The organism is Enterobacter cloacae complex sp. IR5450 (assembly GCF_049238665.1).
Lineage (GTDB): Bacteria > Pseudomonadota > Gammaproteobacteria > Enterobacterales > Enterobacteriaceae > Enterobacter > Enterobacter hormaechei_C.
Map to the genome: position 1 here is coordinate 1 of NZ_JBMKIC010000036.1, position 26,548 is coordinate 26,548.

At 56.4% G+C, this 26,548-nt stretch carries 21 protein-coding genes and 1 rRNA gene; 14 read left to right on the forward strand and 8 right to left on the reverse strand.

Annotated elements, in window-relative coordinates:
- The first annotated feature begins 123 nt into the window (after positions 1 to 123).
- The 5 genes from rrf to aceK all read left to right on the forward strand — a co-directional run bounded on the left by rrf (position 124) and on the right by aceK (position 6,403).
- A 5S ribosomal RNA gene (gene rrf / locus ACOTYB_RS20790) occupies positions 124 to 239 on the forward strand.
- A gap of 223 nt (positions 240 to 462) precedes the next feature.
- The gene (gene metA, locus ACOTYB_RS20795) at positions 463 to 1,392 is read left to right on the forward strand and encodes a homoserine O-acetyltransferase MetA (protein ID WP_003860360.1); all 930 of its coding nucleotides are present in this window, start codon (positions 463 to 465) and stop codon (positions 1,390 to 1,392) included.
- A gap of 270 nt (positions 1,393 to 1,662) precedes the next feature.
- The gene (gene aceB / locus ACOTYB_RS20800; protein ID WP_045331332.1) at positions 1,663 to 3,264 is read left to right on the forward strand and encodes a malate synthase A; all 1,602 of its coding nucleotides are present in this window, start codon (positions 1,663 to 1,665) and stop codon (positions 3,262 to 3,264) included.
- 31 nt (positions 3,265 to 3,295) lie between these two features.
- The gene (gene aceA / locus ACOTYB_RS20805) at positions 3,296 to 4,600 is read left to right on the forward strand and encodes an isocitrate lyase (protein ID WP_023295753.1); all 1,305 of its coding nucleotides are present in this window, start codon (positions 3,296 to 3,298) and stop codon (positions 4,598 to 4,600) included.
- A 51-nt stretch (positions 4,601 to 4,651) separates the two neighbouring features.
- The gene (gene aceK / locus ACOTYB_RS20810; RefSeq protein WP_220153499.1) at positions 4,652 to 6,403 is read left to right on the forward strand and encodes a bifunctional isocitrate dehydrogenase kinase/phosphatase; all 1,752 of its coding nucleotides are present in this window, start codon (positions 4,652 to 4,654) and stop codon (positions 6,401 to 6,403) included.
- A gap of 23 nt (positions 6,404 to 6,426) precedes the next feature.
- Here aceK and iclR read toward each other — a convergent pair whose 3' ends face one another.
- Positions 6,427 to 7,257 (reverse strand): glyoxylate bypass operon transcriptional repressor IclR, encoded by an 831-nt coding sequence (gene iclR, locus ACOTYB_RS20815; protein WP_045343493.1) that lies wholly within the window; start codon positions 7,255 to 7,257, stop codon positions 6,427 to 6,429.
- A 193-nt stretch (positions 7,258 to 7,450) separates the two neighbouring features.
- Here iclR and metH point away from each other — a divergent pair, with 193 nt between their 5' ends.
- Both metH and ACOTYB_RS20825 read left to right on the forward strand, forming a co-directional pair.
- A complete protein-coding gene (metH, locus tag ACOTYB_RS20820) occupies positions 7,451 to 11,134 on the forward strand; it encodes a methionine synthase (protein WP_220153500.1) in 3,684 nt (1,227 codons plus the stop codon).
- Positions 11,135 to 11,250: 116 nt separating this feature from the next.
- Positions 11,251 to 12,882 carry a Na/Pi cotransporter family protein gene (locus ACOTYB_RS20825; protein WP_409249024.1) on the forward strand — a complete coding sequence of 544 codons (1,632 nt, stop codon included), beginning with the start codon at positions 11,251 to 11,253 and terminating at the stop codon, positions 12,880 to 12,882.
- Here the strand turns inward: ACOTYB_RS20825 and ACOTYB_RS20830 are convergent.
- Both ACOTYB_RS20830 and ACOTYB_RS20835 read right to left on the reverse strand, forming a co-directional pair.
- The gene (locus tag ACOTYB_RS20830) at positions 12,879 to 13,166 is read right to left on the reverse strand and encodes an addiction module antidote protein (protein WP_032610152.1); all 288 of its coding nucleotides are present in this window, start codon (positions 13,164 to 13,166) and stop codon (positions 12,879 to 12,881) included. The genes ACOTYB_RS20825 and ACOTYB_RS20830 overlap by 4 nt on opposite strands.
- 6 nt (positions 13,167 to 13,172) lie before the next feature.
- Positions 13,173 to 13,475 carry a type II toxin-antitoxin system RelE/ParE family toxin gene (locus ACOTYB_RS20835; protein ID WP_023315213.1) on the reverse strand — a complete coding sequence of 101 codons (303 nt, stop codon included), beginning with the start codon at positions 13,473 to 13,475 and terminating at the stop codon, positions 13,173 to 13,175.
- Between the two features lie 197 nt (positions 13,476 to 13,672).
- Here ACOTYB_RS20835 and rluF point away from each other — a divergent pair, with 197 nt between their 5' ends.
- Positions 13,673 to 14,545, forward strand: coding sequence for a 23S rRNA pseudouridine(2604) synthase RluF (rluF, locus tag ACOTYB_RS20840; protein ID WP_022646725.1), 873 nt, complete (start codon positions 13,673 to 13,675; stop codon positions 14,543 to 14,545).
- Here the strand turns inward: rluF and ACOTYB_RS20845 are convergent, their stop codons facing one another.
- The 3 genes from ACOTYB_RS20845 to lysC form a co-directional block, all read right to left on the reverse strand.
- Positions 14,546 to 14,818: a DUF3811 domain-containing protein gene (locus tag ACOTYB_RS20845; protein ID WP_058648117.1), complete on the reverse strand. Its 273-nt coding sequence runs from the start codon at positions 14,816 to 14,818 to the stop codon at positions 14,546 to 14,548. It lies immediately after the preceding gene.
- Positions 14,819 to 14,868: 50 nt separating this feature from the next.
- Entirely contained in the window at positions 14,869 to 15,813 is a 945-nt protein-coding gene (gene panS, locus ACOTYB_RS20850) for a ketopantoate/pantoate/pantothenate transporter PanS (RefSeq protein WP_032627014.1), read from the reverse strand.
- Positions 15,814 to 15,906: 93 nt separating this feature from the next.
- Positions 15,907 to 17,256: a lysine-sensitive aspartokinase 3 gene (gene lysC, locus ACOTYB_RS20855; protein ID WP_045337031.1), complete on the reverse strand. Its 1,350-nt coding sequence runs from the start codon at positions 17,254 to 17,256 to the stop codon at positions 15,907 to 15,909.
- A gap of 374 nt (positions 17,257 to 17,630) precedes the next feature.
- On the opposite strand from lysC, the gene pgi reads away from it, so the two are divergent.
- The 6 genes from pgi to psiE all read left to right on the forward strand — a co-directional run bounded on the left by pgi (position 17,631) and on the right by psiE (position 23,994).
- Entirely contained in the window at positions 17,631 to 19,280 is a 1,650-nt protein-coding gene (gene pgi, locus ACOTYB_RS20860; RefSeq protein WP_003860343.1) for a glucose-6-phosphate isomerase, read from the forward strand.
- Between the two features lie 366 nt (positions 19,281 to 19,646).
- Positions 19,647 to 19,889, forward strand: a complete 243-nt coding sequence (gene yjbE, locus ACOTYB_RS20865; protein WP_003860341.1) for an exopolysaccharide production protein YjbE — start codon at positions 19,647 to 19,649, stop codon at positions 19,887 to 19,889.
- 63 nt (positions 19,890 to 19,952) lie between these two features.
- Positions 19,953 to 20,591 (forward strand): YjbF family lipoprotein, encoded by a 639-nt coding sequence (locus ACOTYB_RS20870; RefSeq protein ID WP_409249023.1) that lies wholly within the window; start codon positions 19,953 to 19,955, stop codon positions 20,589 to 20,591.
- On the forward strand, positions 20,588 to 21,325 hold the full coding sequence (locus tag ACOTYB_RS20875) for a capsule biosynthesis GfcC D2 domain-containing protein (RefSeq protein ID WP_003860336.1): 738 nt from the start codon (positions 20,588 to 20,590) through the stop codon (positions 21,323 to 21,325). Before ACOTYB_RS20870 ends, ACOTYB_RS20875 begins: the two co-directional genes overlap by 4 nt.
- Positions 21,325 to 23,421: a YjbH domain-containing protein gene (locus ACOTYB_RS20880; protein ID WP_003860333.1), complete on the forward strand. Its 2,097-nt coding sequence runs from the start codon at positions 21,325 to 21,327 to the stop codon at positions 23,419 to 23,421. Before ACOTYB_RS20875 ends, ACOTYB_RS20880 begins: the two co-directional genes overlap by 1 nt.
- A gap of 162 nt (positions 23,422 to 23,583) precedes the next feature.
- Positions 23,584 to 23,994, forward strand: a complete 411-nt coding sequence (gene psiE / locus ACOTYB_RS20885) for a phosphate-starvation-inducible protein PsiE (protein WP_000202963.1) — start codon at positions 23,584 to 23,586, stop codon at positions 23,992 to 23,994.
- Between the two features lie 96 nt (positions 23,995 to 24,090).
- Here psiE and malG read toward each other — a convergent pair whose 3' ends face one another.
- Positions 24,091 to 24,981, reverse strand: a complete 891-nt coding sequence (gene malG, locus ACOTYB_RS20890; protein WP_003860332.1) for a maltose ABC transporter permease MalG — start codon at positions 24,979 to 24,981, stop codon at positions 24,091 to 24,093.
- 14 nt (positions 24,982 to 24,995) lie between these two features.
- Entirely contained in the window at positions 24,996 to 26,540 is a 1,545-nt protein-coding gene (gene malF, locus ACOTYB_RS20895) for a maltose ABC transporter permease MalF (protein WP_003860331.1), read from the reverse strand.
- Positions 26,541 to 26,548 lie beyond the last annotated feature (8 nt).

Below are 26,548 nucleotides of genomic sequence, written 5' to 3' on the forward strand. Positions count from 1 at the left end.
GCGCAGCGATGCGTTGAGCTAACCGATACTAATGAACCGTGAGGCTTAACCTTACAACGCCGAAGGTGTTTTGGCGAAGAGACAGACACGATTTTCAGCCTGATACAGATTAAACAGAATTTGCCTGGCGGCTTTAGCGCGGTGGTCCCACCTGACCCCATGCCGAACTCAGAAGTGAAACGCCGTAGCGCCGATGGTAGTGTGGGGTCTCCCCATGTGAGAGTAGGGAACTGCCAGGCATCAATTAAAGAAACCCCGTACCGTAAGGTGCGGGGTTTTTTGCTTTTGTTTTTCTCCCTCTCCCTGTGGGAGAGGGCCGGGGTGAGGGCATCAAACCGCACCGTCCCCTCCTTGAAACTTTCTCACCTTATGCTTGCAGGCTCGACATTAACCCCGTTTCTGGGTATCGTTAGCTGTCTGGATGTCTAAACGTTTATACGTATGCTGTGAGGATTTAAGGTTATGCCGATTCGGGTGCAGGACGAGCTACCAGCCGTCAATTTCTTGCGTGAAGAGAATGTCTTCGTAATGACAACTTCGCGTGCTTCTGGTCAGGAAATTCGCCCGCTGAAGGTGCTGATCCTTAATTTGATGCCAAAGAAGATCGAAACAGAGAACCAGTTCCTGCGTTTGCTCTCCAACTCTCCGCTTCAGGTTGATATCCAGCTGCTGCGCATTGACGCGCGTGAGTCACGCAACACGCCTGCTGAGCATCTGAATAACTTCTACTGTAATTTTGAAGATATTCGCGATGAGAATTTCGATGGGCTGATCGTCACCGGCGCACCGCTGGGTCTGGTGGAATTTAATGACGTTGCCTACTGGCCACAGATCAGGCAGGTGCTGGAGTGGGCAAAAGATCACGTCACGTCCACCTTATTTGTCTGTTGGGCGGTACAGGCCGCACTGAATATCCTCTATGGCATTCCCAAGCAAACCCGCAGCGACAAACTTTCTGGCGTATACGAACACCACATTCTTCACCCGCATGCGCTGCTGACGCGTGGTTTCGATGACACTTTCCTGGCCCCGCATTCTCGCTACGCCGATTTTCCGGCACAGCTGATCCGCGATTATACCGACCTGGAAATCCTGGCCGAAACGGAAGACGGCGATGCCTACCTGTTCGCCAGTAAAGACAAACGCATCGCGTTCGTTACCGGCCATCCTGAGTACGATCCGCATACCCTCGCGGCAGAGTATTTTCGTGACGTTGAAGCGGGTCTGAATCCGGATGTCCCGTACAACTATTTCCCGAAAAACGATCCACAAAACACGCCCCGGGCAACCTGGCGTAGTCATGGAAATTTGCTGTTTACCAACTGGCTCAACTATTACGTCTACCAGATTACGCCGTACGATCTTCGCCACATGAATCCGACGCTGGAGTAATCGTCTGCATTAAACGATCCTAAAGCGTTTCAGCTATTCAGATCAGGCACCTTCGGGTGCCTTTTTTATTTCCGAAATCCTGTTCAACATACCATGAAACTTTAACTCTATATTAATCATGAAGTTGCGTTGCAATTAAAATTAAAATGGAAATTGTTTTTGATTTTGGAAAATTTATAGATAGTCTTAATTCTGCTGAGCGAAAACTACACAACGATCTTTCGCTCGCATCGGGGGCGTGATTTTGGATCTTTGATGAGGAGCAGAACGATGACTCAACAGGCAACAACGGTCGATGAACTGACCTTTACCCAGCCGAATGGTGAGCAAGAACAGCAAGTTTTGACGGCAGAAGCGGTAGAGTTTCTGACTGAACTGGTGACTCGCTTTACGCCACAGCGTAATAAACTGCTGGCGGCGCGCATTCACCAACAGCAGGGGATCGATAACGGCAAGTTGCCAGGATTTATTTCGGAAACTGCTTCCATTCGTCATGGTGATTGGAAAATCCGCGGAATCCCTGAAGATTTACAGGATCGTCGCGTAGAGATCACCGGCCCGGTAGAGCGCAAAATGGTGATCAACGCCATGAATGCCAACGTCAAAGTCTTTATGGCCGATTTTGAAGACTCGCTGGCACCGGACTGGCAGAAAGTTATCGACGGGCAGATCAACCTGCGCGACGCCGTCAATGGCACCATCAGCTATACCAACGAAGCCGGTAAAATTTACCAGCTCAAACCGAATCCGGCGGTGCTGATCTGTCGCGTACGCGGTCTGCATTTGCCAGAAAAACACGTCACCTGGCGCGGAGAAGCGATTCCGGGCAGCCTGTTCGACTTTGCGCTGTACTTCTTCCACAACCATAAGAACCTGCTGGCGAAAGGCAGCGGCCCCTATTTCTATCTGCCGAAAACCCAGTCCTGGCAGGAAGCGGCGTGGTGGAGTGAAGTTTTCAGCTACGCAGAAGACCGCTTCAGCCTGCCGCGCGGCACCATTAAGGCCACGCTGCTGATTGAAACCCTGCCTGCCGTATTCCAGATGCATGAGATCCTCCATGCGCTGCGTGACCATATTGTGGGCCTGAACTGCGGCCGTTGGGATTACATCTTCAGCTACATCAAGACGCTGAAAAACCATGCCGACCGGGTATTGCCGGATCGTCAGGTTGTCACTATGGATAAACCGTTCCTCAGCGCCTACTCGCGCCTGCTGATTAAGACCTGCCACAAACGCGGCGCCTTTGCGATGGGCGGCATGGCGGCCTTTATCCCGAGCAAAGATGCTGAGCGTAACAACCAGGTGCTCAACAAGGTGAAAGCCGATAAAGAGCTGGAAGCCCGTAACGGCCACGACGGGACGTGGATTGCCCATCCTGGTCTGGCCGACACGGCGATGGAGGTCTTTAACCGCGTACTCGGCGACAACAAAAACCAGCTGTTTGTCACCCGTGAAGACGATGCGCCCATCGCAGAAGAACAGTTGCTCGCGCCGTGTGCGGGCGAGCGTACGGAAGAGGGCATGCGCGCCAATATTCGCGTCGCCGTGCAGTACATCGAGGCATGGATCTCCGGCAACGGCTGCGTGCCGATTTACGGCCTGATGGAAGATGCCGCCACGGCGGAAATTTCACGTACCTCCATCTGGCAGTGGATCCATCATCAAAAAACGCTCAGCAACGGCAAACCGGTAACCAAAGCCCTGTTCCGTCAGATGCTGGCCGAAGAGATGCGGGTCATCCAGGACGAACTGGGCGAGCACCGCTTCAGCAGTGGGCGTTTTGACGATGCTGCACGTCTGATGGAACAAATCACCACCTCTGATGACTTAATCGACTTCCTGACCCTGCCGGGCTACCGCTTCCTGGCGTAATTCACCACATAACAATATGGAGCATCTGCACATGAAAACCCGTACCCAACAGATCGAAGAGTTACAAAAAGAGTGGACCCAACCGCGCTGGGAAGGCATTCGCCGTCCGTACAGCGCAGAGGAAGTGGTGAAGTTACGCGGCTCGGTTAATCCGGAGTGTACGCTGGCGCAGAACGGCGCGGCGAAAATGTGGGATCTGCTGCACGGGGGGTCTAAAAAAGGCTATATCAACAGCCTCGGCGCACTGACTGGCGGTCAGGCATTGCAGCAGGCGAAGGCCGGCATTGAAGCTATCTATCTTTCCGGCTGGCAGGTCGCGGCGGATGCTAACCTTGCCTCCAGCATGTATCCGGATCAATCTCTTTATCCGGCGAACTCGGTGCCGTCAGTGGTGGATCGGATCAACAATACCTTCCGCCGTGCGGATCAGATCCAGTGGGCCGCGGGTATCGAACCCCACGATCCGCGTTTTATAGACTATTTCCTGCCGATCGTCGCCGATGCGGAAGCCGGTTTCGGCGGCGTGCTGAACGCCTTTGAGCTGATGAAATCCATGATTGAGGCCGGTGCAGCGGCCGTTCACTTTGAAGATCAACTGGCGTCGGTCAAGAAGTGCGGGCATATGGGCGGGAAAGTGCTGGTACCAACCCAGGAAGCGATCCAAAAGCTGGTTGCCGCGCGTCTGGCTGCTGACGTGCTCGGCGTGCCGACGCTGGTGATTGCCCGTACCGATGCTGATGCGGCGGACCTGATCACCTCTGACTGCGATCCGTACGACAGCGAATTTATTACCGGCGAGCGCACCAGCGAGGGGTTCTATCGCACGCATGCCGGTATCGAACAGGCCATCAGCCGCGGTCTGGCCTATGCCCCTTACGCTGACCTGGTCTGGTGTGAAACCTCCACGCCGGATCTGGCGCTGGCGAAGCGTTTTGCCGATGCGATTCATGCGAAGTATCCGGGCAAGCTGCTGGCCTATAACTGTTCGCCGTCCTTCAACTGGCAAAAGAATCTGGACGATACCACCATCGCCAGCTTCCAGCAGCAGCTGTCGGATATGGGCTACAAGTACCAGTTCATCACCCTGGCGGGTATCCACAGCATGTGGTTCAACATGTTCGACCTGGCGCACGCCTACGCGCAGGGCGAAGGCATGAAGCACTATGTTGAGAAGGTGCAGCAGCCAGAATTTGCGGCAGGCAAAGAGGGATATACCTTCGTTTCGCACCAGCAGGAAGTGGGAACCGGCTACTTCGATAATGTGACCACGATTATTCAGGGCGGGGCCTCCTCCGTCACGGCATTAACGGGCTCAACGGAAGAAGCACAGTTCTAATCTTTTCCCCCTCTCCCCCCTCGGGGAGAGGGTTGGGGTGAGGGGGAATATATGTCGCGTGGTCTGGAATTACTGATTGCCCAAACTATTTTGCAGGGCTTCGATGCCCAATATGGCCGCTTTCTGGAAGTCACCTCCGGCGCGCAACAGCGTTTTGAGCACGCCGACTGGCATGCGGTTCAGCAGGCCATGAAGCAGCGTATCCATCTTTATGATCACCATGTAGGTCTGGTGGTGGAGCAACTGCGCTGTATCACCGACGGTAAAAGCCCGGATGCGGATTTTTTACTGCGCGTGAAAGAGCATTACACCCATCTGTTACCCGACTACCCGCGCTTCGAGATTGCGGAGAGCTTTTTCAACTCCGTCTATTGCCGGTTATTTGACCACCGCTCATTATCTCCTGAGCGGTTATTTATCTTCAGCTCCCAGCCGGAGCGCCGCTTCCGTACCATTCCGCGTCCGCTGGCGAAAGATTTCTTTCCCGATCGCGGCTGGGAAAAGCTCCTGCACCGCGTCTTAACGGATTTGCCGCTGCGCCTGCCGTGGGAGAATAAACCCCGGGATATCGGCTATATCCATGCGTATCTCAATGAAACCTTCGGCGAGGAGGTGCTCAGCCGCAGCCATTTGCAGGTTGCCAACGAGCTTTTCTACCGGAATAAGGCCGCCTGGCTGGTGGGCAAACTGGTTACGCCGACAGCCATCGTGCCGTTTCTGCTGCCCATTCACCGTACCGACGACGGCCAACTGTTTGTCGATACCTGCCTGACTACCAGCGCTGAGGCCAGTATCGTATTTGGCTTCGCCCGTTCCTATTTCATGGTCTATGCCCCACTGCCTGCCGCCCTGGTGGAGTGGCTGCGCGAGATCCTGCCGGGCAAAACCACCGCCGAGCTGTACATGGCGATTGGCTGTCAGAAGCATGCCAAAACGGAAAGTTATCGGGAATACCTGCGTTATGTCACCACGGCTGATGAGCAGTTTATCGAAGCGCCGGGGATCCGCGGCATGGTGATGCTGGTTTTCACACTGCCGGGCTTCGACCGCGTGTTTAAGGTGATTAAGGATAAATTCGCCCCGCAGAAGGAGATGAGCGCCGCGCACGTTCGCGCCTGCTATCAGCTGGTTAAAGAGCACGATCGTGTCGGGCGAATGGCCGATACCCAGGAGTTTGAAAACTTTGTGCTGGATAAGCAGCAGATCGATCCGTCGCTGATGTCGCTGCTAATGCAGGAAACGCCGACGAAAATTACCGATCTTGGCGATAAGATTGCGATTAGCCATCTCTATATCGAACGCCGGATGGTGCCGTTAAATATCTGGCTGGAGCAGTCCGAAGGCCAGGCTTTACGAGACGCCATTGAAGAGTACGGCAATGCGATTCGCCAGCTCGCCGCCGCCAATATTTTCCCCGGCGACATGCTGTTTAAAAACTTCGGCGTCACCCGTCACGGGCGGGTGGTGTTCTACGATTACGATGAAATTTGCTACATGACCGAGGTGAACTTCCGCGATATCCCGCCGCCGCGCTATCCGGAAGATGAGCTTTCCAGCGAGCCGTGGTACAGCGTATCGCCGGGCGATGTGTTTCCGGAGGAGTTTCGCCACTGGCTGTGTGCCGACCCGCGCATCGGGCCGCTATTCGAAGAGATGCATGCCGATCTGTTCCGCGCCAGCTACTGGCGCGGGCTGCAAACGCGGATCAAAAACGGACACGTGGAAGATGTCTACGCTTACCGCCGCAAGCAGCGGTTTTGCATCCGCTTTTCTCCCTCTCCCTGTGGGAGAGGGCCGGGGTGAGGGCATCAGGCGGCAATGCACGTTTAACGAATCCCACCATACGCCAGCGTCACCTCTTTCGCGGCCTTAATCACCATCGCGCCCAGCTCGGTGACGCGGTCGTCGGTCATGCGTGAAATCGGCCCGGAGATGGAGATGGCGGCAAACGGCTCGCGGTGCTCGTCAAAAATGCAGGACGCGAGGCAGCGCAGCCCGAGGGCATGTTCTTCGTCATCAAACGAATAGCCGCGCTTGCGGGTTAGAGCCAGATCTTCTTTCAGATGTACGGGCGACACCAGCGTGGCGTGGGTATAGGCGTGCAGCCCTTTACGGTGCAGCAGCCCCGTTACCTGCTCTTCGCTCAGCTGCGAGAGAAACGCTTTCCCTGCGCCAGAGGCGTGCATCGGCAGCTTGCCGCCAATCGGTGCGGACATGCGCATCAGCTGCGTACACTGCACCTGGTCGATAATAATCGCCTGGTGATCGCTCTGATCCAGTACGGCCAGGTTTACTGTCTCGCCGGACTCCTCCATCAGCTTGCGCAGAATCGGGTGCACAATCGCCAGCAGGTTACGGCTCTGCAGGAAGCTGCTGCCCACGATAAACGCATGCGCGCCCACCGCCCAGTGCCCCAGCTCGCCTACCTGGCGGACAAAGCCCAGCTGCTGCATGGTGGTCAGCAGGCGGTGCGTCGTGGAGTTCGGCAGGCCAGCCTGCTGGGCCAGCTCCGTCAGGGCCACGCTGCTGTGCGACTCGGCTATCCACTCCAGCAGCTTCAGACCGCGCGTGAGCGATTGAACCTGTCCACCCTGTTGTGCGGCAGCGGTGGTGGCAGCAGGTTTTCTGCCGCGTTTAGCGGGAACGGTCGCGACCATGACGATCTCCTTTTTCTGTATCGTGGAAATCATTTTCGTTTTATTTGGTGAATTTGCAACCGTTATCCTGACTGATCGGAGGAGTAATAGTGAACATGTCTCATGTTACCGCTGAGCGACTTTTCCACCCTGCGAGATTGTGCCAGTATGGAACGCAGCCTTTTGGCCTTGTTGAGCGTTGTCGGGAGCAAGTGTGAGCAGCAAAGTAGAGCAACTGCGTGCGCAGTTAAATGAACGAATTCTGGTGCTGGACGGCGGCATGGGCACCATGATCCAGGGTTATCGCCTGAGCGAAGACGATTTCCGCGGCGAGCGCTTTGCCGACTGGCCTTGTGACCTGAAAGGGAACAACGACCTGCTGGTGCTCAGCAAGCCGTCCGTGATCAAGGATATCCACAACGCCTACTTCGAAGCGGGTGCGGATATCGTTGAAACCAACACCTTTAACTCGACAACCATCGCCATGGCGGATTACCAGATGGAATCCCTGTCGGCGGAGATCAACTTTGAAGCCGCAAAGCTTGCGCGCGCCTGCGCCGACGAGTGGACGGCCCGCACGCCGGACAAGCCGCGCTACGTTGCCGGGGTGCTTGGCCCAACCAACCGCACCGCGTCGATTTCACCGGACGTCAACGACCCGGCGTTTCGTAATATCACCTTTGACCAGCTGGTTGTTGCCTACCGTGAATCGACCAGAGCGCTGGTGGAAGGCGGTTCCGATCTGATCCTGATTGAAACGGTATTCGACACTCTCAACGCCAAGGCCGCGGTTTACGCGGTGAAAGAGGAGTTCGAGGCGCTGGGCGTCGACCTGCCGATCATGATTTCCGGTACCATCACCGATGCCTCGGGGCGCACGCTTTCCGGCCAGACAACCGAAGCGTTTTATAACTCTCTGCGCCATGCCGAAGCGCTCTGCTTCGGCCTGAACTGCGCGCTGGGGCCGGACGAGCTGCGCCAGTACGTGCAGGAGCTTTCGCGCATCGCAGAGTGCTACGTCACCGCCCACCCGAACGCCGGTCTGCCGAACGCGTTCGGTGAGTACGATCTGGATGCCGACACCATGGCGGCGCAAATCCGCGAGTGGGCCGAATCTGGCTTCCTCAACATCGTCGGCGGCTGCTGCGGCACCACGCCTGAGCATATCGCCGCCATGAGCCGCGCCGTCGCCGGGCTTCCACCGCGCAAGCTACCCGAACTTCCGGTAGCCTGTCGTCTGTCCGGCCTGGAGCCGTTGACCATCGGCGACGACAGCCTGTTTGTGAACGTGGGTGAACGTACTAACGTTACCGGTTCTGCGAAGTTCAAGCGCCTGATCAAAGAAGAGAAGTACAGCGAAGCGCTGGACGTTGCCCGCCAGCAGGTGGAAAGCGGCGCGCAAATTATCGATATCAACATGGACGAGGGGATGCTTGACGCCGAAGCGGCGATGGTGCGTTTCCTCAACCTGATTGCCGGTGAGCCGGATATCGCCCGCGTGCCGATCATGATTGACTCCTCCAAATGGGACGTCATCGAAAAAGGGCTGAAGTGCATTCAGGGCAAAGGCATCGTTAACTCCATCTCGATGAAAGAGGGGGTCGATACCTTTATCCACCACGCGAAGCTGGTGCGTCGCTACGGGGCCGCCGTGGTGGTGATGGCCTTCGATGAAGTGGGCCAGGCCGATACCCGCGAGCGCAAGATTGAGATTTGCCGCCGCGCGTACAAAATTTTGACCGAAGAAGTGGGCTTCCCGCCGGAAGACATCATCTTCGACCCGAACATCTTCGCCGTCGCGACCGGCATCGAAGAGCACAACAACTACGCCCAGGACTTTATCGGCGCGTGTGAAGACATTAAACGCGAGCTACCGCATGCGCTGATCTCCGGCGGCGTGTCAAACGTGTCGTTCTCGTTCCGCGGCAACGACCCGGTGCGTGAGGCGATCCACGCCGTATTCCTCTACTACGCCATCCGCAACGGGATGGACATGGGGATCGTCAACGCCGGCCAGCTGGCAATTTACGACGATCTGCCAGCCGAGCTGCGCGACGCCGTAGAAGACGTGATCCTCAATCGTCGTGACGACGCCACCGAACGCATGCTGGATCTGGCGGAAAAATACCGCGGCAGTAAATCTGACGAATCAGCCAACGTTCAACAGGCCGAATGGCGCTCCTGGGATGTGAATAAGCGTCTGGAATACTCGCTTGTAAAAGGCATTACCGAGTTTATCGAGGAGGATACTGAGGAAGCGCGTCAGCAGGCCGCCCGTCCGATTGAAGTGATCGAAGGGCCGCTGATGGACGGCATGAACGTGGTCGGCGATCTGTTCGGCGAGGGCAAAATGTTCCTGCCGCAGGTGGTGAAATCCGCCCGCGTCATGAAACAGGCCGTGGCGTATCTGGAACCCTTTATCGAAGCCAGCAAAGAGAAGGGCTCCAGTAACGGTAAAATGGTCATCGCCACCGTGAAGGGCGACGTACACGACATCGGCAAAAACATCGTTGGCGTGGTGTTGCAGTGTAATAACTACGAAATTATCGATCTTGGCGTGATGGTCCCGGCGGATAAAATCCTCAGGACCGCGCGTGAGGTGAATGCGGATCTGATTGGTCTTTCCGGGCTGATTACGCCGTCGCTGGACGAAATGGTCAACGTGGCAAAAGAGATGGAGCGCCAGGGCTTCACCATTCCACTGCTGATTGGCGGGGCAACCACCTCGAAAGCCCACACGGCGGTGAAAATCGAGCAGAACTACAGTGGGCCGACGGTGTATGTCCAAAACGCCTCGCGCACCGTGGGCGTGGTCTCCGCGCTGCTGTCTGACACCCAGCGCGATGACTTTGTCGCCCGCACCCGCAAAGAGTATGAAACCGTCCGCATTCAGCATGGACGTAAGAAACCGCGCACGCCGCCGGTTTCGCTTCAGGCGGCGCGCGAAAACGATCTGGCGTTCGACTGGTCCAGCTATACGCCGCCGGTCGCACACCGTCTGGGCGTGCAGGACGTGACGGCCAGCATCGAAACGCTGCGTAACTACATCGACTGGACGCCGTTCTTCATGACCTGGTCGCTGGCGGGCAAATATCCGCGCATTCTTGAAGATGAGGTGGTGGGCGAAGAGGCGAAGCGCCTGTTTAAAGATGCTAACGACATGCTCGACAGGCTGAGCGCAGAGAAAGCCCTCAACCCGCGCGGCGTGGTGGGGCTGTTCCCGGCGAACCGCGTGGGCGACGACGTGGAAATCTACCGCGATGAAACCCGCACCCATGTGCTGGCCGTGAGCCACCATCTGCGCCAGCAAACCGAGAAAGTGGGCTTTGCCAACTACTGCCTGGCGGATTTCGTCGCACCGAAACTCTCCGGTAAAGCCGACTATATCGGCGCCTTTGCCGTAACCGGCGGTCTGGAAGAAGACGCGCTGGCGGATGCGTACGACGCGCAGCACGATGATTACAACAAAATCATGGTGAAAGCGATTGCCGATCGCCTGGCGGAAGCCTTTGCCGAGTATCTGCACGAGCGCGTACGTAAGGTGCACTGGGGCTACGCGGCGAATGAGAACCTCAGCAACGAGGAGCTGATCCGCGAAAACTACCAGGGCATTCGTCCGGCACCGGGGTATCCGGCGTGTCCGGAACATACCGAGAAGGGCACTATCTGGAAACTGCTGGACGTAGAAGCGCATACGGGCATGAAGCTCACCGAGTCATTTGCCATGTGGCCGGGCGCGTCCGTTTCCGGCTGGTACTTCAGCCATCCGGACAGCAAGTACTTCGCCGTGGCACAGCTTCAGCGCGATCAGATTGAGGATTACGCTCTGCGTAAAGGCATGAGCGTGTCAGAGGTGGAACGCTGGCTGGCGCCGAATTTAGGCTACGACGCAGACTAACGTCACTTTTCCTTACAACAAACAGGGCACCGCTATGGTGCCTTGTCTCTTTCTTACGTTTAAACCCTTATACTGAACCTCAGGAAAACGAATAACGATAAGGAGGAATGCCTACCGTGTTGACGTTGTTACACCTGCTCTCCGCAGTCGCACTGCTGGTATGGGGCACCCATATCGTTCGTACCGGCGTGATGCGTGTGTTTGGCGCACGTTTACGTACCGTTCTCAGCGGCAGCGTTGAGAAGAAGCCGCTCGCCTTCTGTGCGGGTATTGGCGTCACGGCGCTGGTGCAAAGCAGCAACGCCACCACCATGCTCGTCACCTCGTTCGTGGCGCAGGATCTGGTGGCGCTCGCCCCGGCGCTGGTGATTGTCCTGGGCGCCGACGTCGGTACCGCGCTGATGGCGCGTATCCTGACGTTCGATCTCTCCTGGCTGTCGCCGCTGCTGATTTTTATCGGCGTCATTTTCTTCCTCGGCCGTAAGCAAAGCCGTGCCGGGCAGCTTGGCCGCGTCGGTATTGGCCTCGGGCTGATCCTGCTGGCGCTGGAGTTGATTGTGCAGGCTGTCACGCCGATCACCCAGGCCAACGGTGTACAGGTCATCTTCGCCTCGTTAACCGGCGATATTATGCTGGATGCGCTGATCGGCGCGGTATTTGCCATCGTCAGCTACTCCAGCCTGGCAGCGGTCCTGCTGACGGCGACCTTAACCGCCGCAGGGGGCATTTCCTTCCCGGTGGCGCTGTGCCTGGTGATCGGTGCCAACCTCGGCTCTGGCCTGCTGGCGATGCTCAACAACAGCGCCGCCAACGCTGCCGCCCGCCGGGTGGCGCTGGGGAGTTTGCTCTTCAAGCTGGTGGGTAGCCTGATCATTCTTCCGTTTGTGCACCCGCTGGCGAACCTGATGGACAATCTCTCTCTGCCGAAAGCGGAGCTGGTGATTTACTTCCACGTCTTCTACAACCTGGTGCGCTGCCTGGCGATGGTGCCGTTTGCCGCGCCGATGGCCCGCTTCTGCGAGCGGCTAATTCGTGATGAACCGGAGCTGGACGCGCGCCTTAAACCGAAGCATCTGGACACCTCTGTGCTGGACACGCCCGCGCTGGCCATCGCCAATGCCGCCCGCGAAACGCTGCGCATGGGTGACGCGATGGAAACCATGCTGGAAGGGTTGCAAAAGGTGATGCACGGCGAGCCGCGCGAAGAAAAAGAGCTGCGCAGGCTGGCGGACGATATCAACGTGCTGTATACCGCCATCAAGCTCTATCTGGCGCGGATCCCCCAGGACGAGCTGGCGGAAGAGGAATCCCGCCGCTGGGCGGAAATCATTGAGATGTCGCTTAACCTGGAGCAGGCTTCGGATATTGTCGAGCGTATGGGCAGTGAAATCGCGGACAAATCCCTGGCAGCACGTCGGGCGTTTTCTGTGGAAGGGCTGAAGGAGCTGGAAGCGCTGCACGAACAGCTGGTCAGCAACCTGAAGCTGGCGATGTCGGTCTTCTTCTCCAGCGACGTGCCGAGCGCGCGCCGCCTGCGCCGCAACAAGCATCGTTTCCGCATCCTTAATCGCCGCTACTCGCACGCCCACGTTGAGCGTCTGCATCAGCAGAACGTGCAGAGTATCGAAACCAGCTCGCTCCATCTGGGGCTGCTGGGCGATATGAAACGTCTCAACTCGTTGTTCTGCGCGGTGGCGTACAGCGTGATGGAGCAACCGGATGAAGATGACGAGCGGGATGAGTATTAATCCCCAGAGGGTTTGATTGTTAACCCAAGGCCCAATGCTTTCATGACCGCCAGCGTGGTTTTGAGCGTTGGGTTCCCCTTATCACTGAATGATCGATACAGTTGTTCTCGTGACAGGCCCGTTTGCAGGGAAATGGTCGACATCCCTTTCGCTCGGGCGATGACGCCCAGCGCTTTAGCAATGTACGCTGAGTCACCCGTCTCTAATGCATCAGCCATAAACACAGCGATTTCCTCGTCATCCACCAGTGCGTTGGCTGGATCGTAGGGTGTTAATTTATGCATGCTCATTCACTCCTGCCATTGGGATACATTGCTCAGCATTTTTGCCATAAGTATGTCTCTGGCCTGGCTGCTTTTGTCACCACCACATAACAGCACGATGATGCAATTGCCCTGGTCCTTAAAATAGACTCTGTAGCCCGGGCCAAAGTGGATCCTCAGTTCACTGATACCTTCCCCCACGGGTCTAATGTCGCCCGCTAAGCCATTTGCCAGCCTAAAGAGGCGGGAAGCGATAATCGTCTTTGCCCGCCTGTCCTTTAAATTTTGCTCCCAGCGTCGGAAGGATTCTGTCTGAACGATCTCCTTCATATTACTCCCTGTGATTTATAAACTACAAGCAATTGTCTCTGGAGAGTAAAGCTAAAAGGAGTTAGCTCAAGGATAAATAGCCTGACGCTAAATCCTGAAAGCGTCTCGCAAACTAAAAAACCCGTCTCAGTAACCGTCGGCTAATCTTTTTTTCCAGCCCAAACCTAAGGTATATTTCGCCCTTCACAGGAGAAACTATGCTGCCAACTCAATCAACCCGATTAAACAAATACATTAGCGAGAGCGGGATCTGCTCACGTCGCGAGGCTGACCGTTACATTGAACAGGGTAACGTGTTTCTTAACGGCAAACGCGCCACCATTGGTGATCAGGTGGTACCTGGCGATGTGGTGAAAGTGAATGGTCAGGTCATCGAACCGCGTGATGCCGAAGACCTGGTGTTTATCGCGTTGAACAAACCGGTTGGGATTGTCAGCACCACGGAAGATGGCGAGCGGGACAACATTGTTGATTTCGTGAACCACAGCAGCCGCATTTTCCCGATTGGCCGTCTGGATAAAGACTCTCAGGGGCTGATTTTCCTCACCAACCACGGCGATCTGGTGAACAAAATTCTGCGTGCCGGTAACGACCACGAGAAAGAGTACATCGTGACGGTGAACAAGCCGGTGACGGACGAGTTCATTCGCGGGATGGGCGCAGGCGTGCCGATTCTGGGCACCGTAACGAAGAAGTGTAAGGTCAAAAAAGAAGCGCCGTTTGCCTTCCGCATTACCCTGGTGCAGGGCTTAAACCGCCAGATCCGCCGCATGTGCGAGTATTTTGGTTATGAAGTGACGAAGCTGGAACGCACGCGCATCATGAACGTCAGCCTGTCCGGGATCCCGCTGGGCGAGTGGCGTGACCTAACGGATGACGAGCTGATCGAGCTGTTCAAACTTATCGAGAACTCCTCGTCCGAAGCGAAGCCGAAAGCCAAAGCCAAACCGAAAACGCAGGCGATTAAACGTCCGGTGGTGAAGGCACCGCAGGCGGAAGAGAAAGGGCGGGGCAAGCCGGGTAACGGAAAACGCTTTACCCAGCCGGGGCGCAAAAAGAAAGGGCGCTAATTAGCGCCTTCCACGGGTTGATGTATTGGCGGACCAGGAAAAGGTCGCCTCTGCATCCGGCTTATAAGCCTGCTCTTTTTTCAGCTTGCGGGCTTTTTTCGCCGCAGCTTCACGTTGCGCCATCAGCTTGTCGATGTACTCTTTTTTAACCTGATTGGTTTCGGCGTTCGTCAGCGTGCGGCCATTCGCGATGCGGGCGCGGTCGAGAAGCGTTTTAAGTTCGCGCTGCTCGGCTTCGGTCATGTCTTTCTGGGTCAAACGTGGTGTAGCCATTGCTGAAGCCTCCTGATGGGGAGGCTTCAGTGTAAAGCAAGCCGGGACAATTAACCCTGTTTCACCGCATCTTTTTTCGGTTGGTCATCAATCGGCTTACCGGACCAGTACCCTGCTAACAGCGAACCGGACAGGTTATGCCAGACGGAGAACAGCGCCCCCGGTAGCGCTGCCAGCGGTGAGAAGTAAATTTTACCCAGCGCCGCCGCCAGGCCGGAGTTCTGCATCCCCACTTCGATCGCCAGCGTGCGGCAGGTGGATTCGTCAAAGCCAAACAGCTTCCCGCCCCAGTAACCGCCCAGCAGACCGATAGTGTTATGCAGCACAACCGCGACGATCACCACAAAGCCCACCGAAGCAATGTGCGATGCGGAACCGGCTACCACGGCGCTGATAATGGCCAGTATGCAGATCATCGAAAACGCGGGCAGATACGGCTCAACCGCTTTCACCACCCGCGGGAAGAGATGGTGGATCACCAGCCCCAGCGCAATCGGGATCACCACGATTTGCAGGATGCTGAGCAGCATGCCCATCACGTCCACCTGGATATGCGCGTCGACGTACAGGCGGGTTAACAGCGGCGTGGCAATCACGCCCACCAGCGTGGAAACGGACGAGATGGTGACGGAAAGCGCCACGTCGCCTTTCGCCAGATAGATCATGACGTTAGATGCCGTGCCGCTGGCGACGCTCCCCACGAGCACCATCCCGGCGGAAAGGTCGGGCGGCATCTTAAAGGCCATCGCCAGCAGCCAGGCCGCGAGCGGCATCACCAGGTAGTGCAGGAAAATCCCTGCGGCAACCGGCGCCGGGCGAGACAGCACGCGTTTGAAATCGTCAATTTTCAGATGCACGCCCATGCCGAACATAATCAGCATCAGCAGCGTGGTGACCCACGGACCAATGCCCGTGAACGTGGTGGGAGTGTAATACGCGAGTACGGAGAGCAGCAGCGCCCATAACGGGAACAGCCGGGTGATAGCGGAGAGCATAGTGAATTCCTTGCAGTATTGTCGTGTTGTTTTGTTATAAAAAAGCCGGGTCTGTGCCCGGCTTATCGATATTGTTTAACGTGCTAACGAATTTTATTCAAACAAATTCTGATGAAGTTTCTGCACGACCTGCTCGGCCTGATCGGCAGGGACCAGGAAGCAGAGGTTGTAGCTGGATGCACCGTAGCAGATCATGCGGATATTGAACGGGTCGAGCACGCCGAACACCTCTTTACCCACGCCACAGGCGCGCGACAGCTTGTTGCCGATGATGGCCACCAGCGCCAGGTCTTCTTCCACTTCCACACGGCACAACTCGGAAAGCTCAATCAGCAGCGACTGCGTCAGCAGGGTATCACCCGTTGAGGTTGAACCGGTGGTGTCCAGCGTCAGCGCAATACTCACTTCAGAAGTGGTAATCAAATCTACAGAGATATTGTGGCGCGCCAGGATGCCAAACACTTCTGCCAGGAAGCCGCGGGAATGCAGCATATTATGGCTGTGCAGGGTAACCAGCGTCTGCTTACGACGCAGGGCCAGCGCGCGGAACAGCGGCGGGTTCTCGGTTTTCTTGCAGACCAGCGTCCCGCCCGCCTTTGGATCTTTACTTGAGCCAACGAAGACCGGAATGTCGCTGCGCACGGCGGGCAGCAGCGTGGCCGGGTGCAGCACTTTCGCGCCGAAGGTGGCCATTTCAGCCGCTTCTTCAAAGGCGATCACGTCAATACGTTTTGCCGCAGAGACCACTCGCGGGTCGGTGGTGTAGATTCCCGGCACGTCCGTCCAGATATCCACGCGGGTGGCGTGCAGGGCTTCACCCAGCAGGGCGGCGGTGTAGTCGCTACCGCCACGGCCCAGCGTGGTTGTGCGCCCTTTGGCTTCGCTGCCGATAAAGCCCTGGGTGATCACTATGCCTTCATCCAGGCGCGGGGCAAGCTGCTGGTTAGTCAGTTCAGCCAACGCTTCCACGTCCGGCTCGGCGCGGCCAAAGCGGTCGCTGGTGCGCATGACTTTACGCACGTCGAACCACTGCGCCTGAATATTGCGCTCGCGCATGATCTCAACGAACAGCAGGGTAGACATTAATTCACCGTGGCTGACCAGCTCATCGGTCAGGGCGGTAGAGGTTGCCAGCGACGCGGCTTCGGCCAGAGTGGTGATATTTTCCAGCAGGCGTTCCACTTCCTCACGAATGACGTTCGGGTTTTGCAGACGCTCGAGAATGTCGAACTGAATTTTGCGCAGTGCATCCAGCTTCACGAAACGCTCGGTCGCTTCCAGTCCTTCAGACAGAGAAACCAGCAGGTTCGTCACGCCGGCTGAGGCGGAAAGTACCACCAGGCGGGTATTCGGATCGGCCAGCACCACATCGGCGCTGCGGTTCATGGCATCGTAGTCTGCCACACTGGTGCCGCCAAACTTGGCGACCACAAAACTCGTCATAACAACCTCGTGTCAGGGAATGAATAGAGCGACCTTGGCACAAGAATGAAGCGAGAACAGGTGCAGGCGCAAAATACGGCCCTATAAATAAAATGCGGGGGAGGTCCTGTCAATGCTGGGATTATGCGGATTTTTCATGGGGGGGTACCCCTCAGAAACAGGACTTATAACAGGCCCATATTTTATGCTCCTTTTTACCCCTTTTTGACCAACATTTCGCCACGCCGGAAGGGCGCGACAGCAGCTATACTTTTCGGGTCTTTTCACCTGCGTTTGATGCAGACCAGGGCAATGGCATAAAAACCATCACAATTTTTATTTGCAGGCGCTACAATCGACCGCAGTCACAATTCTCAAATCAGAAGAGTATTGCTATGAAAAACATCAACCCAACGCAGACCGCTGCATGGCAGGCACTACAGAAACATTTTGATGAAATGAAAGACGTCACCATCGCGGATCTGTTCGCGAAAGATGCCGATCGTTTCAGCAAGTTTTCCGCCACCTTCGATGACCTGATGCTGGTGGATTTCTCCAAGAACCGTATCACCGAAGAGACGCTGGCGAAGCTGCAAGATCTGGCGAAAGAGACTGAACTGGCAGATGCCATCAAATCCATGTTCTCCGGTGAGAAGATCAACCGCACCGAAGACCGTGCCGTGCTGCACGTGGCGCTGCGCAACCGTAGCAATACTCCAATTATCGTTGACGGCAAAGATGTGATGCCGGAAGTGAACGCGGTGCTGGAAAAGATGAAAACCTTCTCCGAAGCGATCATCTCAGGTAGCTGGAAAGGCTACACCGGCAAAGCGATCACCGACGTCGTAAACATCGGTATCGGCGGCTCTGACCTCGGCCCGTTCATGGTGACCGAGGCGCTGCGCCCGTACAAAAACCACCTCAACATGCACTTCGTGTCCAACGTCGATGGGACCCACATCGCTGAAGTGCTGAAAAAGGTGAACCCGGAAACCACGCTGTTCCTGGTGGCGTCTAAAACCTTCACCACTCAGGAAACCATGACCAACGCCCACAGCGCGCGCGACTGGTTCCTGAAAACCGCGGGCGACGAAAAGCACGTGGCGAAACACTTTGCGGCGCTGTCCACCAACGGTAAAGCGGTAGGCGAGTTCGGCATTGATACGGCGAACATGTTCGAGTTCTGGGACTGGGTTGGCGGCCGCTACTCTCTGTGGTCTGCAATCGGCCTGTCCATCATTCTGTCCGTCGGCTTCGACAACTTCGTTGAGCTGCTCTCCGGTGCGCACGCGATGGACAAACACTTCTCCACCACCGCGCCTGAGAAAAACCTGCCGGTGCTGCTGGCGCTGATCGGGATCTGGTACAACAACTTCTTCGGCGCTGAAACCGAAGCGATTCTGCCGTACGACCAGTACATGCACCGCTTTGCGGCCTACTTCCAGCAGGGCAACATGGAATCCAACGGCAAGTACGTTGACCGTAACGGCAACGCGGTGGATTACCAGACTGGCCCAATCATCTGGGGCGAGCCGGGCACCAACGGTCAGCACGCGTTCTACCAGCTGATCCACCAGGGCACCAAAATGGTACCGTGCGATTTCATCGCCCCGGCGATTACGCACAACCCACTGTCCGACCACCATCCGAAGCTGCTGTCTAACTTCTTCGCCCAGACCGAAGCGCTGGCGTTCGGTAAATCCCGCGAGGTGGTTGAGCAGGAGTACCGTGATCAGGGTAAAGATCCGGCAACGCTGGAGCACGTGGTGCCGTTTAAAGTGTTCGAAGGCAACCGTCCAACTAACTCCATTCTGCTGCGCGAAATCACGCCGTTCAGCCTGGGGGCGCTGATTGCCCTCTACGAGCACAAAATCTTCACTCAGGGCGCTATTCTGAACATCTTCACCTTTGACCAGTGGGGCGTTGAGCTGGGCAAACAGCTGGCAAACCGCATTCTGCCAGAGCTGGGTGACGATAAAGCGATCGACAGCCACGACAGCTCCACCAATGGTCTGATTAACCGTTATAAAGCCTGGCGTGCGTAATAAATATGTCATGAACAATGCCGGCGATATGCCGGCATTTTTTTATCGGATAATTCCTGATGTCTGTTAGTTATCTCAAATTCTGAATCTGAGTTTAATCCGAAAAAGATGGTAACCCCGTTAATTGCGGAGGTTTATTTTAAGAAAATACGGAGTGATGCTTTAATGTTCTTATATTATAAATGTTTGATTTATAGTGATTATATATTTCCTTGATTCTTTTTTCCTTCCATTTTTAACCATTAGTCTGAAAACCTCATCCCTATTTACCCCCACGGTAAACCCACTGCTTTAGTTGTGTATACTCGAATCCGCCTGAATTTCTTTTCGGGCAAATCTCCATTCATTCATTGAAGGGAAATTGTTATGAAGAAAGTACTGTATGGCATTTTTGCCATATCTGCGCTTGCGGCGACGTCTGTCTATGCAGCTCCGGTCCAGGTCGGGGAAGCAGCAGGGTCGGCAGCGACGTCTGCGTCTGCGGGGAGTTCTACCGCAGCCAGCACCAGCGCCGTAAGTTCAGCCGTGGGTGTCGCGCTGGCGGCAACCGGTGGCGGTGATGGCTCCAATACCGGAACCACGACCACTACGACGACCAGCACCCAGTAATACCGGGTGTTTTAATCATAACCACACTTCGGTGTGGTTATTTCGCCCCTTCGGAGAAGAGTCGTGAAGCGACCTGCAATCATCCTGATTTGCCTGCTGTTGCAGGCGTGCTCAGCTACCACCAAAGGGCTGGGCCACTCACTGTGGGACAGCATGTTCGGCACGCCGGGCGTGCATCTGACCGATGACGAACTTCAGAACATGCCGTATGCCAGCCAGTACATGCAGCTAAACGATGGTCCGCAACTGTTTGTGGTGCTCGCTTTCGATGAAAACGGGCAGCAGAAATGGGTGACGCAGGATCAGGCCACCATCGTGACGCAGCATTCCCGCATCGTGAAAACGTTGCTCGGCGGCGACAACCTGCTTGAGGTGAACAACCTGGCTGAAGATCCGCTCATCAAGCCGAATCAGATCGTCGATTGCGCAAGCTGGACGCGCATGATGGGCTGGACCGAGCACAAACAGGTGCGCTACGCCACGGCCCGCTCCACCTTCCGCTGGGACGGTACGGACAGTATCAAAGTGGGCAGCGACGAAACGCAGGTGCGCGTGCTGGATGAAGAGGTGACAACCGATCAGGCCACCTGGCATAACCGCTTCTGGGTGGACGAAGAGGGGCAAATCCGCCAGTCCTTACAGTATCTCGGTGCCGGATTCTTCCCGGTGAAGACCACCCTGATCAAGGCGGCGAAATCATGAAAATGTTCATCCACATTGCGTTTCTCGCCAGCCTGGCCTCGCCGCTGGCGTGGTCTGCGGGAACGGTACAGGTCTACACCCCGGACAGCGAAAAACCTAAAACCTTAACCAATGCCGGGCATCTGCTCGATCTGGTGGGGCAGCCGAGGCTGGCGAAAAGCTGGTGGACCGGGGCGGTTATCAGCGAGCGTCAGGCGACGATTGTAGCGGAACAAAAACATCAGGCGCTGCTCGCCCGACTGAGCGGGCTGGCACAACAGGAAGATGCCGACGATGCCGCGGCTATTACTAGCCTGCGTCAGCAGCTTCAGGCGGTTAAGGTGACGGGGCGCCAGAAGGTGAATCTCGATCCCGACGAAGTGCGTGTCGCGGAAAACGGCAATCCGTCGCTGGAAGGGGACTATACCCTGTGGCTTCCGGCTCAGCCTTCCACCGTCACCGTGATGGGGCTTCTCAGCAGCCCTGGCAAAAAGCCGTTTACGCCGGGCCGGGACGTGGCGAGCTATCTCGACGAGCAAAGTCTGCTCAGCGGAGCGGATAAAAGCTATGCCTGGGTGGTCTATCCGGACGGGCATACGCAGAAAGCGCCGGTGGCTTACTGGAATAAACGCCATATCGAACCTATGCCGGGCAGCATCATTTTTGTCGGTTTTGCCGACCATTTCTGGACGAAAGCGTATGACGGGCTTAATGCCGATATCCTTCGCTCCCTGATACAGCGGATACCGGAATAATGAAAAAAACCTATCTCTACAGCATGCTTGCACTGTGCGTGAGTGCCGCCTGTCATGCAGAAACGTATCCGGCACCCATCGGCCCGTCGCAGTCCGATTTTGGCGGCGTGGGCTTACTGCAAACCCCAACCGCGCGTATGGCCCGCGAGGGGGAAATCAGCCTTAACTATCGCGATAACGATCAGTACCGTTACTACTCAGCGTCCGTGCAGCTGTTCCCCTGGCTGGAGACCACGCTGCGCTACACCGACGTGCGTACAAAACAGTACAGCAGCGTAGACGCTTTCTCCGGCGATCAGACCTACAAAGACAAAGCCTTCGACGTGAAGCTGCGCCTGTGGGAAGAGAGCTACTGGATGCCGCAGGTCTCCGTTGGTGCGAAAGACATTGGCGGGACCGGCCTGTTTGACGCGGAATACATCGTGGCCAGCAAAGCCTGGGGACCGTTTGATTTCTCACTCGGTCTGGGATGGGGCTATCTGGGTACCAGCGGCAACGTCAAAAATCCGTTCTGCTCCTACAGTGATAAATACTGCTACCGTGATAACAGCTACCAGAAAGCGGGCTCCATCAACGGCGACCAGATGTTCCACGGCCCGGCCTCGCTGTTTGGTGGTGTAGAGTATCAAACGCCATGGCAGCCGCTGCGCCTGAAGCTGGAGTACGAAGGTAATAACTACAGCGAAGATTTTGCCGGCAAAATTGAGCAGAAGAGCAAGTTTAACGTCGGCGCCATTTACCGCGTCACCGACTGGGCCGACGTTAACCTCAGCTATGAGCGCGGTAATACCCTGATGTTTGGCTTTACCCTGCGCACTAACTTTAACGACATGCGGCCGCACTATAATGACAACCCGCGGCCAAAATATCAGCCGGAGCCGCAGGATGCGATCATTCAGCACTCCGTGGTAGCGAACCAGCTGACGCTGCTGAAATATAACGCGGGCCTGGCGGATCCGAAGATCCAGACCAAAGGCGATACGCTGTATGTTACCGGCGAGCAGGTGAAATACCGCGACTCCCGCGAAGGGATCGAGCGCGCCAACCGGATCGTCATGAACGATCTGCCGGAGGGGATCCGCACGATCCGCGTGACGGAGAACCGCCTGAATCTGCCGCAGGTCACCACCGAAACCGATGTTGCCAGCCTTAAGCGTCATCTTGAAGGCGAACCGCTCGGGCATGAAACCGAGCTGGTGCAAAAACGCGTTGAGCCGGTGGTGCCGGAAACCACCGAGCAGGGCTGGTATATCGATAAATCGCGCTTCGATTTCCATATCGATCCGGTGCTGAACCAGTCCGTGGGTGGGCCGGAAAACTTCTATATGTATCAGCTGGGCGCGATGGCGACGGCGGATCTGTGGGTGACCGACCACCTGTTGACCACCGGTAGTCTGTTCGGCAACATTGCCAACAACTACGACAAATTTAACTACACCAACCCGCCGAACGATTCAAAACTGCCGCGCGTGCGTACCCGCGTTCGTGAATATGTGCAGAACGATATCTACGTGAATAACCTCCAGGCCAACTACTTCCAGTACTTCGGCAATGGCTTCTACGGCCAGGTTTACGGTGGCTATCTGGAAACCATGTTCGGCGGCGCCGGGGCAGAAGTGCTTTATCGTCCTGTCGACAGCAACTGGGCGTTTGGGGTTGATGCCAACTACGTGAAACAGCGTGACTGGCGCAGCGCGCAGGACATGATGAAGTTCACCGACTACAGCGTCAAAACCGGCCACCTGACCGCCTACTGGACGCCGTCATTCGCGCAGGACGTGCTGGTAAAAGCCAGCGTCGGCCAGTATCTGGCGGGCGATAAGGGCGGCACGCTGGATATCTCCAAACACTTTGACAGCGGCGTTGTGGTGGGCGGCTATGCCACCATCACCAACGTTTCGCCAGACGAGTACGGGGAAGGGGACTTCACCAAAGGGGTGTACGTGTCGATTCCGCTGGATCTGTTCTCATCAGGCCCAACCCGCAGCCGTGCGGCAGTGGGCTGGACGCCGCTGACGCGCGACGGCGGTCAGCAGCTTGGACGTAAATTCCAGCTGTATGATATGACCAGCGATAAGAACATTAACTTCCGCTGATGCTTCACGCCGGGCGGCACTGCGTTTGCCCGGCCTACGGTTTTTGTAGGCCCGGTAAGCGCAGCGCCACCGGGCGAATGCGCCAAACATAAACAAAAAATATAGATCCCCGTCACATTTTTGCGTTATACAGGAACCTCGCCCTGGAGAATGAGGTGCTGTATGACATCCCTGACTCGTCCGCGCGTTGAGTTTATCTCAACGATACTCCAGACCGTACTGAACCTCGGTCTGCTGAGCCTTGGCCTGATCCTGGTCGTTTTTCTGGGTAAAGAGACGGTGCATCTGGCGGATGTGCTCTTCGCTCCTGAGCAAACCAGCAAATACGCACTGGTGGAAGGCCTGGTGGTCTACTTTCTCTACTTTGAATTTATCGCCCTGATTGTGAAGTACTTTCAGTCCGGCTTTCACTTCCCGCTGCGCTATTTTGTCTACATTGGCATCACCGCCATTGTGCGGCTGATCATCGTCGATCATAAATCCCCGCTCGACGTGCTGATCTACTCGGCGGCGATCCTGCTGCTGGTGATCACCCTCTGGCTGTGCAACTCAAAGCGGCTAAAACGCGAATAAAAAAAGGGCGCTCCGAAGAGCGCCTAACAACAGTCACAAGTTGGTTCAATACAATACGTCTAAAGTTGAGGGTTGCAGTGGCATAACAAATGAAACTTAACCTTTCACACCGCCCGCCGTCAGGCCGTTGACCAGCCAGCGCTGGGCCAGCAGGAACACCACGGTAATCGGGATGGCAGAGAGGACGGCCGCCGCGGCAAAGTCGCCCCACAGGTAGTTTTGCGGGTTGAGGTACTGCTGCATACCGACGGCAAGGGTGTAGCTGTTCACATCGCGCAGTAGCAGTGAGGCGACCGGGACTTCGGTGATGGCGGCGATAAACGACAGGATAAACACCACCGCCAGAATCGGCACCGACAGCGGCAGCAGCACCAGGCGGAACGCCTGCCACGGGGTTGCGCCATCCAGCGCTGCCGCTTCTTCCAGCGAGCCGTCGATGGTTTCGAAATAGCCCTTGATGGTCCACACATGCAGGGCGATGCCGCCGAGATAGGCGAAGATCACGCCGCCGTGAGTGTTCAGGCCGATGAACGGCACGTACTGGCCCAGACGGTCAAACAAGGCATATAACGCCACCAGCGACAGTACGGCCGGGAACATCTGGAAAATCAGCATCCCTTTCAGCAGGGTCGCTTTGCCCGGAAAACGCATACGGGCGAAGGCGTAAGCACAGGTGGTGGAGAGCGTCACGATGCCGATGGCTGTGATGGTTGCCACCTTCACCGAGTTCCACAGCCACAGCAGCACCGGGAACGGCGGCGGCGTGACGCGGCCATCCGCGTGTTCCACGCTGAAGCCCAGCGCGAGCTTCCAGTGCTCCCAGGAGATTTCGTCCGGGATCAGGCTCCCGGTGGCGAAGTTCCCCGAACGCAGGGATATGGCGATAACCATCAGCAGCGGGAACATGATCGCCGCGATGAAAATCAGCAGGCCTAAGTGCGTCGCGAGGAGGCGCAGTTTCTGAGATTTGGGTTGTACCATTGCCATGTTCAGTGCCCTCCTTAGTCAAATTTCATACGTGTGGCTTTCAGGTTCACAATCGCCAGGGCGCCCACCAGCAGGAAGATCAGGGTGGCAATCGCCGCCGCCAGGCCGAAGTCCTGACCGCCGCCGCCCTCGAAGGCGATGCGGTAGGTGTAGCTCACGAGCAGGTCGGTATAGCCTGCCGGCGTGGTGGTGCCGAGACGGTCCGGGCCACCGTTAGTCAACAGCTGAATCAGCACGAAGTTGTTAAAGTTAAAGGCGAAGCTGGCAATCATCAGCGGCGTCAGCGGCTTAATGAGCAGCGGCAGGGTAATTTTGAAGAAGTTCTGGAACGGACCCGCGCCGTCCATCGCCGAGGCTTCGTACAGGTCGTCCGGGATGGCCTTCAGCAGCCCCATGCACAGGATCATCATGTACGGATAGCCCAGCCAGGTGTTCACGATGATAATCATCGAGCGAGCGGTGGTCGGGTCGCTGAACCAGGCCGGTTTAATGCCGAACAGCGCGCTCAGCATCATGTTGATTTCACCGAAGCTCTGGTTAAACAGCCCTTTGAAAATCAGAATCGAGATGAACGACGGCACAGCGTACGGCAGAATCAGCAGCACGCGGTAAATCGCTTTGCCCTTCAGGGACTCCCACTGCACGAGGCAGGCCAGCACCATGCCCACGGCCACGGTCAGGATTACGGTCAGCACCGAGAAGACCACCGTCCAGACGAAGATGGCGAAGAACGGTTTCTGGATGCCTTCGTCGGTAAACACGCGGGTAAAGTTGTCCCAGCCGATGGTGACGGTATAGCCCGGGCTGAGTTTGTCATCCCCCCAGCTGCCGTCGGCATTCACAGACTGATAGAAACCGATATCGTTGTTCGGGCGGTACTTCACGCCGCTCTGGTTGTTGGTCAGCGTGCCGTCATCCGCCAGGGTATAGAGCGGTTGGGTGCCGGAGAACTGGCGCAGCGAGCTCATGATCACTTTGCTTTCGTCTGGCAGTACGGCGGTGAGCTGGGTCAGTGCCTGGCGATTCTGGGTGATGATACGCAGGTTGGCACGTTCACCTTCCGGCAGGGCCGCAGCCTCTTTTAAGGTCAGCTTCTGCTCACCGCCAAATTTGAACGCGTCGGAAAGATAGGTTTTGCCGCTCTCACCGTCAGTGAGCGCTAACTTCCACTCATCACCCGCAGGATACAGGCCGAAGTTAAAGGTTTTACCCGCCTGATAAGAACGGTCCAGAAGCACCTGGGTGGCACGCTCCTGCGCGAGCTGGTTGGTGCTGCTGTAGTTGGTAAAGGCAATCGCGATGGTGCAGATCAACGGAAAGAGGACAAACAGCCCCATCCCGGCAACGCCCGGGTAAACATAGCGCCAGGCATACGCTTTACGGTTGGCGAAAATATACAGGCCAACCGAGCTTAAAATCAGCGTCATGATGGCGAATAGGTATTCCCCTTGCACGTACATTAAAACAACAAGGTAACCCACCAGCAGACACAGCAGACCTATCACTGACCACTTCAGTGCGTCGCTTTGCCACCAGTGTTTCTTTTTAATGACATCCATGGGGTTCT

Coding starts and splice junctions, on each gene's coding strand:
- metA (WP_003860360.1), top strand. CDS start 463: ATGCCGATTCGGGTGCAGGACGAGCTACCAGCCGTCAATTTCTTGCGT.
- aceB (WP_045331332.1), top strand. CDS start 1,663: ATGACTCAACAGGCAACAACGGTCGATGAACTGACCTTTACCCAGCCG.
- aceA (WP_023295753.1), top strand. CDS start 3,296: ATGAAAACCCGTACCCAACAGATCGAAGAGTTACAAAAAGAGTGGACC.
- aceK (WP_220153499.1), top strand. CDS start 4,652: ATGTCGCGTGGTCTGGAATTACTGATTGCCCAAACTATTTTGCAGGGC.
- iclR (WP_045343493.1), bottom strand. CDS start 7,257: ATGGTCGCGACCGTTCCCGCTAAACGCGGCAGAAAACCTGCTGCCACC.
- ACOTYB_RS20830 (WP_032610152.1), bottom strand. CDS start 13,166: ATGCATAAATTAACACCCTACGATCCAGCCAACGCACTGGTGGATGAC.
- ACOTYB_RS20835 (WP_023315213.1), bottom strand. CDS start 13,475: ATGAAGGAGATCGTTCAGACAGAATCCTTCCGACGCTGGGAGCAAAAT.
- rluF (WP_022646725.1), top strand. CDS start 13,673: ATGCTGCCAACTCAATCAACCCGATTAAACAAATACATTAGCGAGAGC.
- ACOTYB_RS20845 (WP_058648117.1), bottom strand. CDS start 14,818: ATGGCTACACCACGTTTGACCCAGAAAGACATGACCGAAGCCGAGCAG.
- panS (WP_032627014.1), bottom strand. CDS start 15,813: ATGCTCTCCGCTATCACCCGGCTGTTCCCGTTATGGGCGCTGCTGCTC.
- lysC (WP_045337031.1), bottom strand. CDS start 17,256: ATGACGAGTTTTGTGGTCGCCAAGTTTGGCGGCACCAGTGTGGCAGAC.
- pgi (WP_003860343.1), top strand. CDS start 17,631: ATGAAAAACATCAACCCAACGCAGACCGCTGCATGGCAGGCACTACAG.
- yjbE (WP_003860341.1), top strand. CDS start 19,647: ATGAAGAAAGTACTGTATGGCATTTTTGCCATATCTGCGCTTGCGGCG.
- ACOTYB_RS20875 (WP_003860336.1), top strand. CDS start 20,588: ATGAAAATGTTCATCCACATTGCGTTTCTCGCCAGCCTGGCCTCGCCG.
- ACOTYB_RS20880 (WP_003860333.1), top strand. CDS start 21,325: ATGAAAAAAACCTATCTCTACAGCATGCTTGCACTGTGCGTGAGTGCC.
- psiE (WP_000202963.1), top strand. CDS start 23,584: ATGACATCCCTGACTCGTCCGCGCGTTGAGTTTATCTCAACGATACTC.
- malG (WP_003860332.1), bottom strand. CDS start 24,981: ATGGCAATGGTACAACCCAAATCTCAGAAACTGCGCCTCCTCGCGACG.
- malF (WP_003860331.1), bottom strand. CDS start 26,540: ATGGATGTCATTAAAAAGAAACACTGGTGGCAAAGCGACGCACTGAAG.